The sequence below is a fragment of the Amycolatopsis plumensis genome, from assembly GCF_042652605.1.
Taxonomy (GTDB): domain Bacteria; phylum Actinomycetota; class Actinomycetes; order Mycobacteriales; family Pseudonocardiaceae; genus Amycolatopsis; species Amycolatopsis plumensis.
The window spans coordinates 9,630,947-9,647,369 of record NZ_JBHSJY010000001.1; the positions used below are offsets into that span (position 1 = coordinate 9,630,947).

The 16,423-nt window shown below is 63.0% G+C and carries 12 protein-coding genes and 2 pseudogenes; 7 read left to right on the forward strand and 7 right to left on the reverse strand.

The features are described 5' to 3' along the window. Positions 1 to 225: 225 nt before the first annotated feature. Positions 226 to 1,383 (reverse strand): aminotransferase class V-fold PLP-dependent enzyme, encoded by a 1,158-nt coding sequence (locus ACFPLC_RS46575; protein WP_378207793.1) that lies wholly within the window; start codon positions 1,381 to 1,383, stop codon positions 226 to 228. A 318-nt stretch (positions 1,384 to 1,701) separates the two neighbouring features. After that, entirely contained in the window at positions 1,702 to 2,571 is an 870-nt protein-coding gene (locus tag ACFPLC_RS46580; RefSeq protein ID WP_378207796.1) for an NmrA family NAD(P)-binding protein, read from the reverse strand. 75 nt (positions 2,572 to 2,646) lie between these two features. On the opposite strand from ACFPLC_RS46580, the gene ACFPLC_RS46585 reads away from it, so the two are divergent. After that, complete coding sequence (locus ACFPLC_RS46585; protein WP_378207799.1) at positions 2,647 to 3,567, forward strand: AraC family transcriptional regulator; 921 nt, start codon at positions 2,647 to 2,649, stop codon at positions 3,565 to 3,567. Between the two features lie 26 nt (positions 3,568 to 3,593). Here ACFPLC_RS46585 and ACFPLC_RS46590 read toward each other — a convergent pair whose 3' ends face one another. Then, a complete protein-coding gene (locus tag ACFPLC_RS46590; RefSeq protein WP_378235637.1) occupies positions 3,594 to 4,754 on the reverse strand; it encodes an ROK family transcriptional regulator in 1,161 nt (386 codons plus the stop codon). Positions 4,755 to 5,127: 373 nt separating this feature from the next. Here ACFPLC_RS46590 and ACFPLC_RS46595 point away from each other — a divergent pair, with 373 nt between their 5' ends. From ACFPLC_RS46595 to ACFPLC_RS46605, 3 genes are all read left to right on the forward strand, one after another. Further along, positions 5,128 to 6,168, forward strand: a complete 1,041-nt coding sequence (locus tag ACFPLC_RS46595) for an ArsR/SmtB family transcription factor (RefSeq protein WP_378207805.1) — start codon at positions 5,128 to 5,130, stop codon at positions 6,166 to 6,168. A gap of 386 nt (positions 6,169 to 6,554) precedes the next feature. Then, a complete protein-coding gene (locus tag ACFPLC_RS46600) occupies positions 6,555 to 7,271 on the forward strand; it encodes an AfsR/SARP family transcriptional regulator (RefSeq protein ID WP_378207810.1) in 717 nt (238 codons plus the stop codon). A 312-nt stretch (positions 7,272 to 7,583) separates the two neighbouring features. Next, a complete protein-coding gene (locus ACFPLC_RS46605) occupies positions 7,584 to 8,975 on the forward strand; it encodes an APC family permease (protein ID WP_378235639.1) in 1,392 nt (463 codons plus the stop codon). On the opposite strand, the gene ACFPLC_RS46610 is transcribed toward ACFPLC_RS46605, so the two are convergent. Further along, positions 8,976 to 9,863 (reverse strand): MBL fold metallo-hydrolase, encoded by an 888-nt coding sequence (locus ACFPLC_RS46610; RefSeq protein WP_378208259.1) that lies wholly within the window; start codon positions 9,861 to 9,863, stop codon positions 8,976 to 8,978. A gap of 210 nt (positions 9,864 to 10,073) precedes the next feature. Here ACFPLC_RS46610 and ACFPLC_RS46615 point away from each other — a divergent pair, with 210 nt between their 5' ends. Beyond that, positions 10,074 to 10,421 (forward strand): winged helix-turn-helix transcriptional regulator, encoded by a 348-nt coding sequence (locus ACFPLC_RS46615; RefSeq protein WP_378208265.1) that lies wholly within the window; start codon positions 10,074 to 10,076, stop codon positions 10,419 to 10,421. Positions 10,422 to 10,491: 70 nt separating this feature from the next. On the opposite strand, the gene ACFPLC_RS46620 is transcribed toward ACFPLC_RS46615, so the two are convergent. From ACFPLC_RS46620 to ACFPLC_RS46630, 3 genes and pseudogenes are all read right to left on the reverse strand, one after another. Further along, the gene (locus ACFPLC_RS46620; RefSeq protein WP_378208262.1) at positions 10,492 to 12,594 is read right to left on the reverse strand and encodes a DUF8189 domain-containing protein; all 2,103 of its coding nucleotides are present in this window, start codon (positions 12,592 to 12,594) and stop codon (positions 10,492 to 10,494) included. Between the two features lie 98 nt (positions 12,595 to 12,692). Beyond that, entirely contained in the window at positions 12,693 to 13,736 is a 1,044-nt protein-coding gene (locus ACFPLC_RS46625) for a PLL family lectin (RefSeq protein WP_378236304.1), read from the reverse strand. 78 nt (positions 13,737 to 13,814) lie between these two features. Then, positions 13,815 to 14,261: pseudogene (locus ACFPLC_RS46630) on the reverse strand (CHAP domain-containing protein); the annotation flags it as partial. 333 nt (positions 14,262 to 14,594) lie between these two features. On the opposite strand from ACFPLC_RS46630, the gene ACFPLC_RS46635 reads away from it, so the two are divergent. Together ACFPLC_RS46635 and ACFPLC_RS46640 are read left to right on the forward strand one after the other, a co-directional pair. Continuing rightward, the gene (locus tag ACFPLC_RS46635; RefSeq protein WP_378235640.1) at positions 14,595 to 15,920 is read left to right on the forward strand and encodes a PLL family lectin; all 1,326 of its coding nucleotides are present in this window, start codon (positions 14,595 to 14,597) and stop codon (positions 15,918 to 15,920) included. A gap of 161 nt (positions 15,921 to 16,081) precedes the next feature. After that, positions 16,082 to 16,267, forward strand: a pseudogene (locus ACFPLC_RS46640) (IS701 family transposase); the annotation flags it as partial. Positions 16,268 to 16,423 lie beyond the last annotated feature (156 nt).

The window sequence follows — 16,423 nt, forward strand, 5'->3', positions numbered from 1 at the left end:
GGGATCGGCGCGCGCAAATAGCCGTTTGAGAGAAGGAGTAAACATGCGTAATCGTGATGCGTAGCCGTATAGGCTACATGTAGCTTCATTCCCGATAGTCGGGACAGTCGATGTCTCCGGCTTGATCCTGATCAGGCCGGAGACATCGACAGCAGCGCATCGAGCCATCGCGGACAAGCGGATGGGAACTCGAGCCCGCGTGTCGCACTGCCCGAGCCAGCACCCTTACTGGCTTGCCGCTTTCAGACAGCTGGCAACGTGCTCAAGATCGTCCAAAGTCACATCAATGTGCGGGCTGAAGCGCAGCAATGGCCTTGTCATGTGGTGCGGCGCCCGCTCCCGGCCCGCTACCGAGCAGACCACCTTCTGACGAAGCAGTTTCGCGCGAACGACGGCGAGGTCGACATAGTCCGAGGCGACCTCTAGCGAGATGATTGCTCCGGGAGCTCCAACGGGATCGCAAGCCGACCATCCGGGTACGTTCCCGAGCACGCGACGGCCGGCGCGGCCGATGGCATCGAGACGCGCACGTATCCGGCCTGCCCCCATCTCGTGGAACTCCCCAAGAGCCACCGCGAGGCCTGCTCGTCCTCCAATGAAAGCCTCGCGGCTCTCCAAGCGGCGAACCAGACGATCTTCACCCGGCCAAGCTTCCACGACAAGCGCCGGAGCCCGGGGATGCAGTGCGGGTTGCCACACCTTCGACACCGCCAGGTAACCAACCCCTCGAGGTCCACACAGGAACTTCCGTCCGGTTCCGTAGACCGCCGCGACCCCCTCCGGCACAGCGAACTGTCCAGCCGCTTGTGCCACATCCAAGATCACCGGAACCTCCCGGCTCGAGCACGCCACCAGGCACTCGGTGATCGGCTGCAGAACAGCGCGGTGAGACAACGCCGCTGTCATGTGAAGCAGTGCCGGCCTGCTGTGGCGTAGCCGACGTTCGAGAGCATCGACGTCGAGGACACCGCGAGAGTCGACATCGAGCAACTCAACCCGTAGGCCGCGGTCGATCAGAGCCGCCAGACTCGGCCCCCAGTCCGAGCGCAACGCCCAAACCGTGTCGCCCTTTTCGAGCGGCCAGGATGCCAACAGTTGAACGAACGCAGTCGATGCGCTCTCAGTGAACGCCACGTCTTCCGCGGTGAAGCCGATGAGGGCACCAAGACCTGCCCGGCCGTTCTTGAAGACAGAGGCCATCGAAGCCTCGGCGACATACCCTCCCACCTCCGCTTCATGAGCCAGGTATGTGGCAACCCGAGCTTGGACAGCATGACTGGTACGGCCGCAGGCAGCGGTGTCCAGGTGCAACACCTCCTCCTTCTGGAAGCGGAGGCTCGCCCATTCGCTTCCCAGCTCAGGGTAAGGCAATTCGTCAGTCATGAAACCACCCGCGAATGCAAAAAGGTCGCCGGGAAGCATTGAGCCGAGAAGGAATCACTTGATCACTTTCTACAGTATGACATGAGGTCGCCTGAGGCCTGGCAAGATGAATATTTCAAGCCTTTGCCGAGCATGGATGAGCGACTGTCGCGCCTGCCCTCGCGATCAGCAGCCCGGCGAGAGTTCAACTCGGGGCGTCGCCTCGATGCTAAGCCCGACCGCAGCTCCACTGTAGACCAGTCACGCGCCCTGCATTTGGACCACTTGGTCACTGAGCTCGCTCCGGCGACTGAGCCCGTCGCGCGATCGACCTGTTCCTTACAGAGTGTTGCCGTGAGTGACCGCGACCGGTGACCCGGCGCCGGCAGGGCCCGACTCCCGCGCGAACTCACGCAGACTGCGCGGCGCAACGCCGGTCACCGCGGCGACGGAGTCGGTCGGCCGAGCGCCGTGTCCAGCGGCAATGGTCTCGAAAAGGCTCGTCAACATTTGGGCGACCGGTCGGGGTGCGCCGGCCTTGAGAAGCTGTGAGAGGAAGGTGTCGGCTGTCACTGGCCGGTAAACCACCGTATGACCGGTCGTCGCGCTGAACGTCGCCATCGCTTCGGCGTACGAGAGGAATTCCGGCCCAGTCAGATCGTACGCACAGCCTCGGTGGCGTTCCGGGTCGTGCGCCGTCCTGGCCGCGACAACAGCGACATCGCGCGTGTCGACGAACGCTTCGCGGCCGTTACCCGCCGGCAGCTCCAAGGACCCGGCTTGCACTTGAGTAGCCAGCGGACCCGAAGTGAAGTTCTGCATGAAGTGCGCCGGCCGCAGTACCGACCAGCCCAGGTCTGCGCGACCTGCGAGGTCCCGTTCCACTGCGCTCAAAGCGACGTCTCCCGGAGCGCGATCGATGCCGAAAGCGCTCAACAGCGTCACGTGAGCCACACCGAGGGAGATGGCTGTATCCACCCAGCCGGCGACGATGTCGGCGAAGGCCACGTCCTGCGCGGGCGGAACGAGGTAGACGCGCTTGACGTTCTGCAATGCACCGGCGTAGGTGGCGGGGTCGTACCAGTCGAACGCGACGTCCGCGCCCGAGCGAGCCGCGGTCCGCACGGACTCGCCGAGCTGCCGCAGCTCCGCAGCGACGAGGCGACCGGTCTTTCCGGTGCCTCCCAGGATCAACACTGTGTCGTTCATGACTTGAGCCAATCTCACCTGCGGAATGCGAGCAATGCGAGATCGTCGGTGATTGCTGTGAGATAGTCTTGCCGGGTGGACGTCCTGACCGACCTGCTGGAGCGCGCAGGCGCCCGGAGGGCCTTGTTCGGCAAAGCGGAGTTCGCCGGTCCTTGGGCCCTGGACTTCGACGAAGCGCCCGGCTTGGCAATCCACGTCATCGACGACGGCGCCGCGACGTTGGATTCACCGGAAGGGTCCTGTCACCTGCGCAGTGGCGACGTTGTCCTGGTGCGCGCAGATGTGCCGCACCAACTTTCCGGGGGAAACAAGGCAGTCCCGGTCAAGGCATCGACGTTCTTTCCCGCAGCCACCATGCCGCACCAAGCAGCTCACACCCCCACCGAGGAGCAACCTCGAACCCGGCTGTTGTGCGGCGCCTACCGGTGGACAGGCGATCTGATGAAGTCGATCAACCACCAGCTCCCGCCGGTTCTCGTCGTCCACGCGAGTTCGGCCACGTCGTTGAACAACGCATTGGCGTTGTTGCGGAGTCAACTTGAGCAAGACGACGCGGGCCGGCAGGCCATCCTCGACCGGCTCCTCGACGTAGTCCTCATCGAGCTGCTCCGCGAGCACCTGAGGAACAAGCCCACCCACCCACCTGGGTGGTTTCGCGCTCTCGACGAGCCTGCCATATCGACTGCACTCGAGGTGATGCACTCCCGCGCCGGCGATCCATGGACCGTGGCAACCCTCGCCAAGGTCGTCGGGCTTTCGCGTGCGGCCTTCTCCGCCTTATTTACCCGGACGATCGGTTCGCCGCCGATGGCGTACCTGCACAGCTGGCGAATGGCTCTCGCCCGAGACCACCTGCTCACCTCGACTACGACGATCTCCGAAGTCGGTCGCGCCATCGGCTATACGTCGGAGTTCGCGTTCTCCGCAGCGTTCAAGAAAGCCCATGGGTTGCCACCGGGAACCTGGCGCAAGGAAGCCGGACAGATCATGAGCTGAACGACCTCCGAGCGGTTGCGGCGCGATCAGCCAGCTGTCGCCCGCCGCCGCAACTCACCGTGCGCCAGTTCCAAAGCCAGCTCCGCCGCGCCGACGACGCTGGCCTCGGCGCCGAGTGTCGTTATCCGCATTTCCGGCGGGTAAGGCAGCAACAGCTCGACCGACTCCTCGACGGCGGTCAGCAGGAGCGGGTTGGAGCCGACGCCGCCTCCCAGGACCACCAAGTCCGGATCGATTACCGTGCAGACACTGGAAATCGCCATGGCCAGGAGTTTTGCTTCACGAGCGACTATCGCTCGCGCAGCAGGTACCCCTGATGCAGCAAGATCGAACAGGCGCTCGACGGTCTGAGGACAGCCGTCCGGCCAACCCGTACGACGCGCCGCCGCATCCAGCATGCCGGCCGCGGACGCTTCGTCCTCGAGCGCGCCACGGCGACGATGTTCGGGCGCGAACGGGTCGGTCGCCAGAGGCATGTAAGCGATCTCGCCCGCAGCGCCGTGCCGGCCGCGCAACAACCTGCCCTCGCACACGACCCCCATGCCGATGCCGGCACCGGCGGAGAGGAAAGCGAAAGTCGGCGCCGGCCCCGTCCCGCCGTGCCTCAGCTCGGCCTGAGCTGCGCAGTTGACGTTGTTGTCCAGCGCCAGAAGGCTCACACCGCGCCGTCGAAGTAGCGATTCAAGGTCGAACTCGTCGTCCTGGCCGAGGTTGTAGCTCAAGGAGACTCGGTGTGACGACGGACTCACCGCCCCTGGAGTGGAAACTCCGAGGGCCAGGAGCGGGAGCTGCTCGAACCCGTTCTCCCTCTTGACCCGGTCCACGAGCGCGATCGCCTGATCGACGACTTCTGCCGCCCCCACCGGCCTCGTCGCCTCGACTGCGCCGACGAGGCGCTCGCCGCAGAGGCCGACCAGCAGGATACGAATGTTCATCCCGCCGAGATCGACACCGGCGACGCAGCCCGTCTCCGGCTGCAGTTCGTACGCGATCGCGGACCGCCCCCGCCCGGCGCTCGGGCGGACGCCGGCGGGCCGGACGAGGCTGGCCTGCTCGAGCCTGCGGATCGCCTGCGATACGGCCGGCTTCGAAAGACTGGTCGCCACGGCGATCTCCGGCCGCGTGGCCGACCGCTGTTCCAGCAGGGCGTCGAGCACCCGGATCTCACTCGTCATGAAGCCGACCATCCATAAGCAAGCGAGTTTACCAGTAAAGTCGCGCAGGCACACCCGCTACAGCAGGCCTACCCCCCTGACCTGCAAGTTTGCCAACTTGACCTTGTCTTTTTTCGTTAAGCCGCTTAACTTGAACAGGTTGGAGACAGGAGGCAGCCATGGACGCACACACCTGCTACGCGGGATCGCTCCAGACTGGTCTCGGACGGGCCATACCGTTGAGCTCGAGGCGGTTGCGCACCTCGGCCGCGCGCCTAGTCGGGAGTGACAGCACCTCCTTAGCGAGCAGGCGCACGCGTCGCTTGAGCTTGAGGTAAGCCTGAACCAGCATCGGACCGCAGGGTGGCCAACTCAACTGAATATCAACAAACTGGGGGTAGCACAATTGCTGCGCATTCACTTCACCGCAAACGATCTCGGTCGCATACAGGTGCCGCCGGAGCCGCACCCGCTGTGGGAAGTCCTACTGAGTCTACACCAACTGCAAACTAGAGGAGGAAGCCCACTTTTCGAGTCTTGGCGTCGCGAAGTTGCAGTCAAACTGCCGCCGTCGACGGCCATGCTGACAACGCTCGCGCGACCTCACGGCTACTCACCCGATTTCCTTACGCCAACGACAGCCTCCCATGACCTTGGAGCGGCACTTACTGAAATTGTGAACACGGATGCCGACCACCTTCGAGCCGACATCAGCAAACTCGCCGAAGAAACGAGTCTTCCGTCCTGGACCCAAGCGGTCGCCCGCGGCGACAAAGACATGCTGACACTTCTCACCAACAACATCCACAATTACTACGTGACCGCACTCAAACCATATTGGCATGCCGTTCGGGCGCACACGCAAGCAAGTAGGGCATACGTCGCCGACCTCCTGCTCACGGAAGGAGTCGAAGGAGCGTTAGGCAGGATGTTTCCCAATTCGACTTGGAGGAACTGGACGCTTCACGTTCCATACCCTGTCGATCAAGACCTTCACCTGCAAGGACGCGGACTGATCCTCATACCGGCCTTTTTTTGCTGGCGTCTACCTGTTACCCTGGTCCGCTCGCGCTCGACACCTATGCTTGTTTACCCGGTTCAGCATAAGTTCGACACGCTCTCCACCGACCCTTCCGTCGGCACTCCATCACCGTCGCTGGAGAAATTGATTGGACGCACCAGAGCGACAATCTTGTCGACTATAAGTATGAATTATGGGATGAATACCACCGAATTGGCCAACGCAGTTCACACATCACTTGCCAGCGCATCACAACATGCGAGCGCGCTGCGCGATGCCGGGCTCATCACCACAGTCCGCCGGACTGCGGGGGCCGTCCACAGAGTATCGAAGCTCGGCGCGAACCTCTTGGCGAGCTCGTCACCGCGGATGGAACCCGCACATATCAAGAACCCAGGTACGCGGCAGGCTCGCTCACTCAGCTGAATTATGCCAATTGACGCCACGACACGACAATAAACCGAATATCGCCGAAGACTTCGTCAAGAGTCAGACGGATTCATCATTGCTGCTGGGGGTCCGAACAACATCGAATGCCGGGGCACCCGCAGGCAGAGTCTGCCCCGGCAAGGCGGCCAGGAACGCGAGCGGCGCCGCCGGCGCCGCCGCAATCAACGCCTCCCTCAGTTGATCTTTGCCGCCTGAAGCCGCTATCGGGTAACAAAATAGTCAGAATTCAAGAATATCCAAATGCGTGCCGTCGCCACTGTTCTCAAGCCGCCTGCAATGTGTTAAAAACTACCCAGAGACACCTGCAGACCGATACCACCGAGGACTTCATGCAATTTAGAATGCTTGGACCCGTGGCAGTCATGCATCAAGGCGTATCATTGCCACTCAGGGGACCAAAGCCGACAACACTGCTTGCTGCACTTCTACTGGCCAATGGAAATGTCGTGTCGACCGAGCGATTGATCCACATACTGTGGCCCTACCATGCTCCGAACACGGCTACCGCACTTATACATACTTATATTTCAACTTTACGAAAGATACTGCGAGCGAACACGGGCCGCAACGGTCCCAACATCTTCACCCAGGCACCTGGGTACCGACTCGAAACAGGAGATTCGCAGGTCGATCTGCTCGAATTTAACACAGTTTCGAACAAGGCCAGAAAAGCTTACGATGCGAATCAGACGGCCGACGCCGCCGTTCTGGCCGAACACGCACTGAAGCTACGCCGGGGACCAGTTCTGGGCGGCGCAGTCGGCGAGTACATGGCAATCGAGGTCGCCAGGATTGACGAGTTAATCTTGTCGATCGAAGAACTGCGTGCAGCTGCCCACATCTCACAAGGAAACGCGGCAGCAATCGTGCCTACATTGATGTCGCTTGTTGATGAAAACCCGCTCCGGGAGACGTTCCGGGGCCAGTTGATGGTTGCACTTTCGCAGGTTGGCAATATTCCTGGAGCGCTGCGCGCTTATCGCCAGGGGTACACAATGATGGTCGATGAACTAGGTATTCAACCTGGGGCTCAACTCAGGGCAATACACGAGTCACTATTGCGCACCAGCGCCCTGTAGCCCCTAAGCAACACCGGCTTACAACCGGCGAACCTACCCCACTCCTGAACTGGGGGCCGACGCTGACGCCGACAGTCCAGTTGGATAGTTTGCGTGCATACCACCAGGACCGACAAGCCGTTTTGGTTATATCTGAACCCCGTTGTCGATCTTTCTGGATCAGAAGCCTTGCCGAGTAAATCGCGTATTGTCGCCCGACATGGCACTGACCAAACCGTCACCCGTCCGGCGACGTCATGGAACGACTTCGCAGTCTGAACATGCCTGGACAAAGGGCCTTGTTGGAGCTTCCTCGCCACAGGGAGGCACGTCGTGAGTTCACCCACTCGATCCGGGGAACCGCCCGCGCTGGAGCGCAAGATCGGTCCGCTGCAGGCCACCGCGATCAACATGACCCAGATGTGCGGGATCGGCCCGTTCGTCACGATCCCCGCCATGGTCGCCACCATGGGCGGCCCGCAGGCGATGTTCGGCTGGATCATCGGGGCGATCGTCGCGCTGGCCGACGGGCTCATCTGGGCCGAACTCGGCGCCGCCATGCCGGGCGCCGGCGGCACGTACCTCTACCTGCGCGAAGCGTTCCAGTACCGCACCGGACGGCTGATGCCGTTCCTGTTCGTCTGGAGCGCGGTGCTGTTCATCCCGCTGATCATGTCGACCGGCATCATCGGGCTCGTCCAGTACCTCGGCTACCTGATCCCCGGCGTCACCGACGACGCGGGCACGACCCCGCTGGGCAAGATCATCGGTGTCGGCATCACGCTGGTGATCATCCTGGCGCTGTTCCGCAAGATCGGCCAGATCTCGAAGCTCACCACGGTCCTGTTCGTCATCATGCTCGCCGCGGTGCTGACGACGATCGTCGCGGCGTTCTCCCACTTCAGCGCGGCCCAGGCGTTCGCCTTCACCCCGGGCGCGTTCAGCTCCTCCGGCGACGGGACGTTCTGGGGCGGCCTCGGCGCCGGCCTGATCATCGCCATCTACGACTACCTCGGCTACAACACCTCCGCCTACCTCGGCGGCGAAGTGCGCAGCCCGGGTCGCACGCTGCCCCGCTCGATCATCTTCTCCATCCTCGGCATCATGGGCCTGTACTTCCTGCTGCAGGTCGGCGTGCTCGGCTCGATCCCCCTCGACCAACTGAAGGACGCGAAGTCGGTCGCGTCGTCGGTGCTGGAACAGGTGTGGGGCACCGGGGTCGCCAAGACCATCACCGTGCTGATCGTCATCGCCGCCATCGGGTCGGTGTTCGCCGGCCTGCTCGGCGGCTCCCGTGTGCCGTTCGAAGCCGCGCGCGACAAGGTGTTCCTCCCGGTGTTCGGCAAGCTGCACCCGAAGCTGCACCTGCCGACCGCGGGCGTGCTCACCATGGGCGCCATCACGATCCTCGGCTCGCTGTTCACCCTGACCACGGTGATCAACGCGGCGGTCGCGACCCTGGTCATCATCCAGTCGCTGGCCCAGGTCGCCGCGATCGTCGTGCTCCGCCGCCGTCAGCCGAACCTGAAACGGCCGTACCGGCAGTGGCTCTACCCGGTGCCGACGATCATCGCGCTCATCGGCTGGGTCTACATCTACGTCTCCGCCGACTGGCTGTCCATCGGCTTGTCGCTGGGCTGGATCGTCATCGGCGCGGTCGCCTACCTCGTCTACGCCAAGACCGAGCGCACCTGGCCGTTCGGACCCAGCCCGGCACCCGCTTGATCAGAGCTTCGCGAGGGTCGCCCAGCGATGTTGCTTCCTCGGCGGCAGGAAGCGACCAAACACTGTGCCGGCGAAGTGCCCCCCAGCGACGACAGTGCGGTCGTCGTGATACTGCTCGAGCAGCGCCACCCGGGCGTACGTGCCTCGCTCGGCATCGACATCGAGCAGGAAGTTCCAGTGGGTTTCACTGACCTGAGCCTGGGTGTGCATGACGTCACCCAGGATGAGAACACGCTCGTCACTCCCGGGGTCGGTCACGAGCAGGCTGGTGTGGCCCGGCGTATGCCCGGCGGTCGGCAGGGCGGAGATGCCTGGGACCACATCCTCAGCGCGGTCGAAGAACTGAATCACGGAGCTCAGCGGCTTCTGCACGGCGTCCGGGTCCGGCCCGGTCACCTCGGCTTGTCCGTTCCAGTAGTTCCATTCGTCTCGGTCCACCAGATGCCGAGCCCGTCCAAAGGTCAGAGCGTTCGCCGGGCTGGTGTGGACGACGCCCGGTGCCGGAGCGAGATCACTCGTCCATCCCACGTGGTCGTGGTGGAGGTGCGTGAAGATCACGGTGTCGATTTCGGCGGGGTCAACACCTTCGTCCGCAAGGCTGTCGAGGAGCGCCCCACCGGTGAACGAGCCCATCCCCGGCACCTCGAAGTCGACCGCTCCGAGGCCGAGATCGACCAGGACTCGATGGGTCGGCGTGGTGACGAGGAACGAACCGACGCTCACTGGGAGCCGACCGTCCGGATCGAGGTAGGGCGCATATGCGGCCCACCCGTCCGAACCGGAAGAAGGGAAGAGCGTCGAGGGCTCGAGGTGAACTTCGCCGTCGGGCAGGTAGGTGATCGTCGTCGATCCGATGGTGACTTGGCTCCGCGGTGCCGCACTAAGCATTTCTCATCCTTCCTGAGGGGATATCGCTTACCATCGGTTAGTGTCATCGCTCCCGCAAGTACGCACTTGCAAGTCCGTACTCGGCTGGATCGCGTGGTCGACGAGCTTTCCTCGGGTTAGCATCGAGCCATGCGCGCAACGCATCCTCGGCCGCGTCCTGGCAGCCGCCGACCTGCCCGCGCCCGCTTGGCGGATGGCCATTTGGCCAACGTGTACAGTGCCGCGTGCCCGTCCCGCCAGGCACTGGACCGGCTCGCCGACAAGTGGAGCGTTCTGCTGGTCGGGGCCCTGTCGTCAGGCCCGCACCGGTTCGGGCAGCTGCGGGATCAGATCGACGGCATCAGCGAGAAGATGCTCACACGGACGTTGCGCAGCTTGGAGCGAGACGGCCTCGTCAGCCGGGAGTCCTTCGCCGACCGGACGGTCAGCTATCGTCTGACACCACTCGGCCGAACTCTGCAAGAACCGATGGCCGCCATCCGCCAGTGGGCCGAGCAGCACATCAACGAGATCGAGGAGGCCCGGCTGCTCTCCGACTCCGCAGACGATGGTGACTGACTCACCCATCGATGGTTCGGTAAGGCGCGGGACCGCCGGGCCGCCGCTCGCCGCACACCTGACAGCAGGCCTACGGAGACAGAAGCACCTCAGCTTCCGACAACTCGTGGGCTCCGCCGGGTTCCGATTGGTGTCGCACAAGGACCCGGCCGTCGTCGGTCAAGGCGAACACGAAGATCCGGCCGTCACCGTCGACCACCGATGACGGCTGCCCCACCACCACTGCTCCGAGGTCGGACCACTCATCGTCGAACCTCGAGTCCGGCCCGATCTGCTTCGTGGTGCTCAGGCCGCTACCACCGTTGGTCTCGAAGAGCACGATGCGACGATCGGAACCCACTTGTTGCGTAGCGTCAACGGACGCGATCGCATCAACACCGCCATGTCCGCCGACCAGGTCGGTCGACGAGTTCCACGATCCATCGGGTCGCTGCCAAGTGCGTCCCACCAGGCTCGCACGGTCCACCTGCGCGTTTCGTGCGAGCCGGTAGTAAACCTCCACGTGGCCGTCGTTGCTCGACGCCGCACGCGGCGGCCCGGCCGGCTCCATCCCGGGCAGATCCGGCTGAAGCTCGAAGACCTGAGCGCCTGTCTCGACGTCGGCGCGCCGCGCTCGCCAATACTTGATGCGGCCAACTCCGCTCTGGACAGCATAGGCGAACAGCGACACCATGCCAGTGTTCCCCACGGTCACCGCGAGCCCATCCTGAACACCTGAGCCCCCACCCAAATCCACCCAGTTCGTCCGGAAACCAGCGTTGGGGTAGGATTGGACCTTCGAACTGACGCCTCCGCCGGCATTTTTGATGAAGACTTGCAAGCGACCGCCGGGCATGAGCGACACGATCGGCAGGCCGACTTGCGCCGGATCGCCGGCATCTGCGTTGGGATTCCCCAATGACGTCCATTGCGCGTTGAATTCGCCGTTGGCCGACACCTGCCAGGTGGTGACCACCTCGTTCGTGTCGGTCCGAAGAGCAAAGCACTGAAGACGTCCGTCTTCGTTTCGCGCAACAGAAATACCCGGGGCCAGCGGACCGGGCGACGTCAGCACGGTCGGAGCCGCGAACGATCCGTCAGAGTTCTGCCACCAGGTAACAAGCTGCCCACCCTCCACAGCAAAAGCCTGCACCGTGCCGTCTTCATTTCGCGATGCCCAAGTTGTACCCGTTGATGCACGGTAATACATTCGTTGGGGCCAACCGGCGTAGTCGCCGGTGGGGGGCGCGTCGATCTCCGCGTCGAATTTCAAATACTCACCGAAGACTGCTCTCTTCAGACCGTACGCCTCCGCATCCAAGTTGACTTGGCTATCATCGATGTTGTAATTCCGATACGGAACAACACGTACGGTCGCGCCGCTGGCCGATCTACTGAAGTTCTGCACCGCATCTTGGGCAAACTTCGCACCGACGATGTGATCACTATGATCGTTACCCCAGCTGGGGTTGAACCGGTAGCGTGAATCAGGTTCATAGTCCTGGATACGCACCAAGGTCGCATGAAACTTCTGATACAACGCCGCCAGCACACTGACGACTTGAACACCGCTTTGATATACCGTGCGATTCGCCGACGTAAGGGCACTTCCGTCAGGTATCACCGTACCCGCGCCGCGTTCGTCGGCCCAAAGGTGGTAAAGGCTCGCACCGCGGAGGCGGTAATCGTTCCCATTGACATCGACGTCCACATCTGCCCAGTCCGGCAGGTTGAGGAAGACGAGCTGGATATCTCTCCTGGCCTTCAGAGTGTGAATCTCCACCCATGCGCCGGAGATGAGAAGGGCGTTCTGTTCCCAATCGTCGGCGACACCCGCCATCCGTGCATATGCCGCATGAGCGCCGAGCTGGCGGCAACGTGCGTAGAGCTCACGATCCAGAAATGAAGGCTGGCGGCACACCGTGGGACTCGGTTCGGCACTGACACCCGGGGTCGACGTATATCCGCCTTCTCCGGCGGTGATGTAAACCGTCTTCACAGCTCTCCCGGAACGGATGGAGTTGTACACGTCCGGATTCATGAAGAGCAGGTCGTCATCTTGGTGGGCCACCACGTCAACCACAACGGCAGCTGCCGGCTCGACAGCAGCAGCAGATCCTGGGAAGGGCGACATCGCGACGAGCAAGGGTGTTACAGAAAGGCACCGAATCCAGCTCGGCAGGGAATCCCACATCTAACTCTCCATATTCAGGCGCCAGAGAAGCACTCGGCTGGTTGTTGGTGGTTGGAGGGTGGTCGAGCCGGGGTGGTGTCCCGGCTCGACCGTGGGGGTTAGGGGGTGGGTGGGCCGCCGAAGGGGTTCCAGCCGGTCCAGTCTCCGTTGGTTTTCTGCTGGTGGCGGTTCCAGATTTGGTCGTCGCCGGCAAGGTGGATTTCGAGGCGTCCGTCGGCGTTGGTGGCGATGTTGATGTCGCGGCCGTGGCCGTTCATGTCGGCCCAGCCTGCCAGGCCGAGGTTGGGTCCGATCTGCCAGTTCTGTTCGGCGGCGTTGCCGTTGGTGGTGACAATCTCGAGGTGGCCGTCGGCGTTGCGGCTTGCGGCGATCTGCGCTTCGGGAAGCCCTCCGGTGGCTGCCCAGCCGGTCCAGTCGCCGTCGATGGTCTTCGCGTAGCGGTGCCAGACCTGGTCGTGCCCGGCCAGGAACACTTCCAGACGCCCGTCGGCGGAAGGGGCCACGGCGATGTCGGTGCCGCCGCCGGCTTCTTCCTGCCAGTCCGACCAGCCGCCGTTGGGGTCTTTCTGCCAGCGGTGCAGGGTTTTGTCGGTGTTGACCGCGAAAAGCTCGAGTCGGCCATTGCCGCTGCGGCCGGCGCCGAAGTGGGCCATGCCGAGGCCGCCGATACCGGTCCAGCCGGTCCAGTTGCCGTCGGTGGACTTTTCGTAGCGGTGCCAGACCTGGTCGTGCCCGGCCAGGAACAGCTCCAACCGGCCGTCCGCGTCGGGCACCACCGCGATGTCGGTGCCGCCGCCGGCTTCCTCCTGCCAATTCGACCAGCCACCATCGGCTTGTGTCTGCCAGCGGTGCAAAGTCTTGTCGTTGTTCACCGCGAACAGCTCCAAACGCCCGTCCGCGCTACGCCCGATACCCAGCCGGGCACCCGGCAAACCACCCAGCTGCTCCCAACCCGACCAGGCACCATTCAGCTCCGTCTGCCACCGATGCCACACCCCATCAGCACCACCGGCAAACATCTCCAACCTGCCACTCAACGACGGCGCGGCAACCACCCGCCCCGTGGACTGAAACCGAGGCAAATCATTGTCGATGTAACTGGGCGAATCCGCCTCGGGCGGCGACACGTAGCCTGAAATCAAGACGTTTCCTCCGCCACCTCGACTGGCCAGAGGGTCCACGGTCCTGCGAACCACCGCTTCGTTCCAGTTGCCATCGACAGTGACGATATTTCCGTCCGCAAGTACGTCGACTACGACAGATATGTGACCATCGAAGAAGTCAGGCTCACCATAGATCGCTACGTCTCCTGGACGTGGATTGCCACCCTTCGTACCCGGAGGCCGACGCTTGTACAGCCCTCGAGGCTCGCCCCACTGCGCCCACTGCGTAGCTACCCACGAACTCGGGATGTACTTGACCCCAGCCGTCCGCCATACCCACTGGGTGAAGATTGCGCACCATTCGTACTCCGTACACGGACCGTACTTCAGGCACCTCGCGTTCGCCTCCGAAGCACCGACTTCAGCGTTCGCGATCGCGGCGATGTTCTCGCGTAGGCTCGCTGCTTGCGCAGACGGCGCCGCGACGGAGCCAGCCACGAGGAATGCGGCAGCCATAAGTATGCCGAAGACTGTTTTCAGGTAAGCGTATCTTTTCTGTTTCATACCGTCCTCGTTTCGCTATAGATTGCTGTGGCAGATTAGCCGGTGCCAATGTAGAAACGCTGCAATTGTAAACGCGCGAGATTGCAGTGCATTTATAGGACCAAGTGTTAGCTTGATCGCCTAGCAATGAGCTTCGAAAACCTAAGGAGTGCAAGTACTGTGCCGAGATTTCTTTTGGCGACCCTTGCGGCAGCCTTCGCAATGGGCGCGGCAGCGACGCCGGCCGGCGCTGCCATCGATCCACCGGTGAGCGTCGAGAGCTGCTCCTATATACCGCCAGAGCGGGACTTGTCGGTGACAAAGATTGTGTACGAAGTAGGAAAAAGCCGCGGCGTGTCTGAGAAGGTCATGCTAGCCGCTTTCGAAGCCGGCTGGATCGAATCGAACATGAACAACCTCAACTGCGGCGACCTGGATTCCCTTGGCGTGTTCCAGCAGAGACCAAGTCAAAACTGGGGTACGCCTGAGCAAATCAGAGACGTTCGTTACGCGGCAACAAAATTCTTCGAACGTGCGCAAACTTTGGAACCACTTTTTCCGGGACTATCCGCAGGCTTGCTTGCAGACGAAGTTCAAAATTCGTGCTGTCCATATAAATATGATCAGGCTGAGACCAAGGCGCGGAGCTTGCTGGATGAGGTTAAGCGCCTGCTGCCGAACCTGATCGACAATGATTTGCCTCGGTTTCAGTCCACGGGGCGGGTGGTTGCCGCGCCGTCGTTGAGTGGCAGGTTGGAGATGTTTGCCGGTGGTGCTGATGGGGTGTGGCATCGGTGGCAGACGGAGCTGAATGGTGCCTGGTCGGGTTGGGAGCAGCTGGGTGGTTTGCCGGGTGCCCGGCTGGGTATCGGGCGTAGCGCGGACGGGCGTTTGGAGCTGTTCGCGGTGAACAACGACAAGACTTTGCACCGCTGGCAGACACAAGCCGATGGTGGCTGGTCGAATTGGCAGGAGGAAGCCGGCGGCGGCACCGACATCGCGGTGGTGCCCGACGCGGACGGCCGGTTGGAGCTGTTCCTGGCCGGGCACGACCAGGTCTGGCACCGCTACGAAAAGTCCACCGACGGCAACTGGACCGGCTGGACCGGTATCGGCGGCCTCGGCATGGCCCACTTCGGCGCCGGCCGCAGCGGCAATGGCCGACTCGAGCTTTTCGCGGTCAACACCGACAAAACCCTGCACCGCTGGCAGAAAGACCCCAACGGCGGCTGGTCGGACTGGCAGGAAGAAGCCGGCGGCGGCACCGACATCGCCGTGGCCCCTTCCGCCGACGGGCGTCTGGAAGTGTTCCTGGCCGGGCACGACCAGGTCTGGCACCGCTACGCGAAGACCATCGACGGCGACTGGACCGGCTGGGCAGCCACCGGAGGGCTTCCCGAAGCGCAGATCGCCGCAAGCCGCAACGCCGACGGCCACCTCGAGATTGTCACCACCAACGGCAACGCCGCCGAACAGAACTGGCAGATCGGACCCAACCTCGGCCTGGCAGGCTGGGCCGACATGAACGGCCACGGCCGCGACATCAACATCGCCACCAACGCCGACGGACGCCTCGAAATCCACCTTGCCGGCGACGACCAAATCTGGAACCGCCACCAGCAGAAAACCAACGGAGACTGGACCGGCTGGAACCCCTTCGGCGGCCCACCCACCCCCTAACCCCCACGGTCGAGCCGGGACACCACCCCGGCTCGACCACTGCTTCCGGATCCCGTCGGCGTTGAACACGTCGTTCGGAGTGGCGGGCTTGCGGACAACGAGCTCGTCGGGCGGTGCGGGTGGAAAGCAATGACGCAAGGTGTGCGTGGTTGGGGTAGACCGCGAAAACTGACGTGGGCCTGGACCAGTACCAGGTCCGCCGCTACGACGCCTGGTACCGGCACATCACCCTGGCCATGCTTGCCCACACCTACCTGGCCGTCGCCGCCGCGATAGCCCCGAAAGCCCTGGCAGCGGCCGCATCCCAATCACGCTTGGCGAGGTCAAGCGTCTCCTGGCACACCTGATCACCACCCGCTCGACCGCCTCGCAACCTGGGCCTGGTCACACTGGCGCCGACGCCACCAGCATCGAGCCCGACAAGCTCACTACCAGCGAAGACAAGCTATTGATCACAAGCCGTGTGTTCGGCGTCGGCCTGGGTAGAGGTCACCCGGATGGCA

Excerpts from the sequence above, each read along its gene's own strand:
- ACFPLC_RS46590 (WP_378235637.1), bottom strand. The coding sequence starts at position 4,754 with ATGGTCGGCTTCATGACGAGTGAGATCCGGGTGCTCGACGCCCTGCTG.
- ACFPLC_RS46620 (WP_378208262.1), bottom strand. The coding sequence starts at position 12,594 with ATGTGGGATTCCCTGCCGAGCTGGATTCGGTGCCTTTCTGTAACACCC.
- ACFPLC_RS46580 (WP_378207796.1), bottom strand. The coding sequence starts at position 2,571 with ATGAACGACACAGTGTTGATCCTGGGAGGCACCGGAAAGACCGGTCGC.
- ACFPLC_RS46575 (WP_378207793.1), bottom strand. The coding sequence starts at position 1,383 with ATGACTGACGAATTGCCTTACCCTGAGCTGGGAAGCGAATGGGCGAGC.
- ACFPLC_RS46610 (WP_378208259.1), bottom strand. The coding sequence starts at position 9,863 with ATGCTTAGTGCGGCACCGCGGAGCCAAGTCACCATCGGATCGACGACG.
- ACFPLC_RS46600 (WP_378207810.1), top strand. The coding sequence starts at position 6,555 with ATGCATCAAGGCGTATCATTGCCACTCAGGGGACCAAAGCCGACAACA.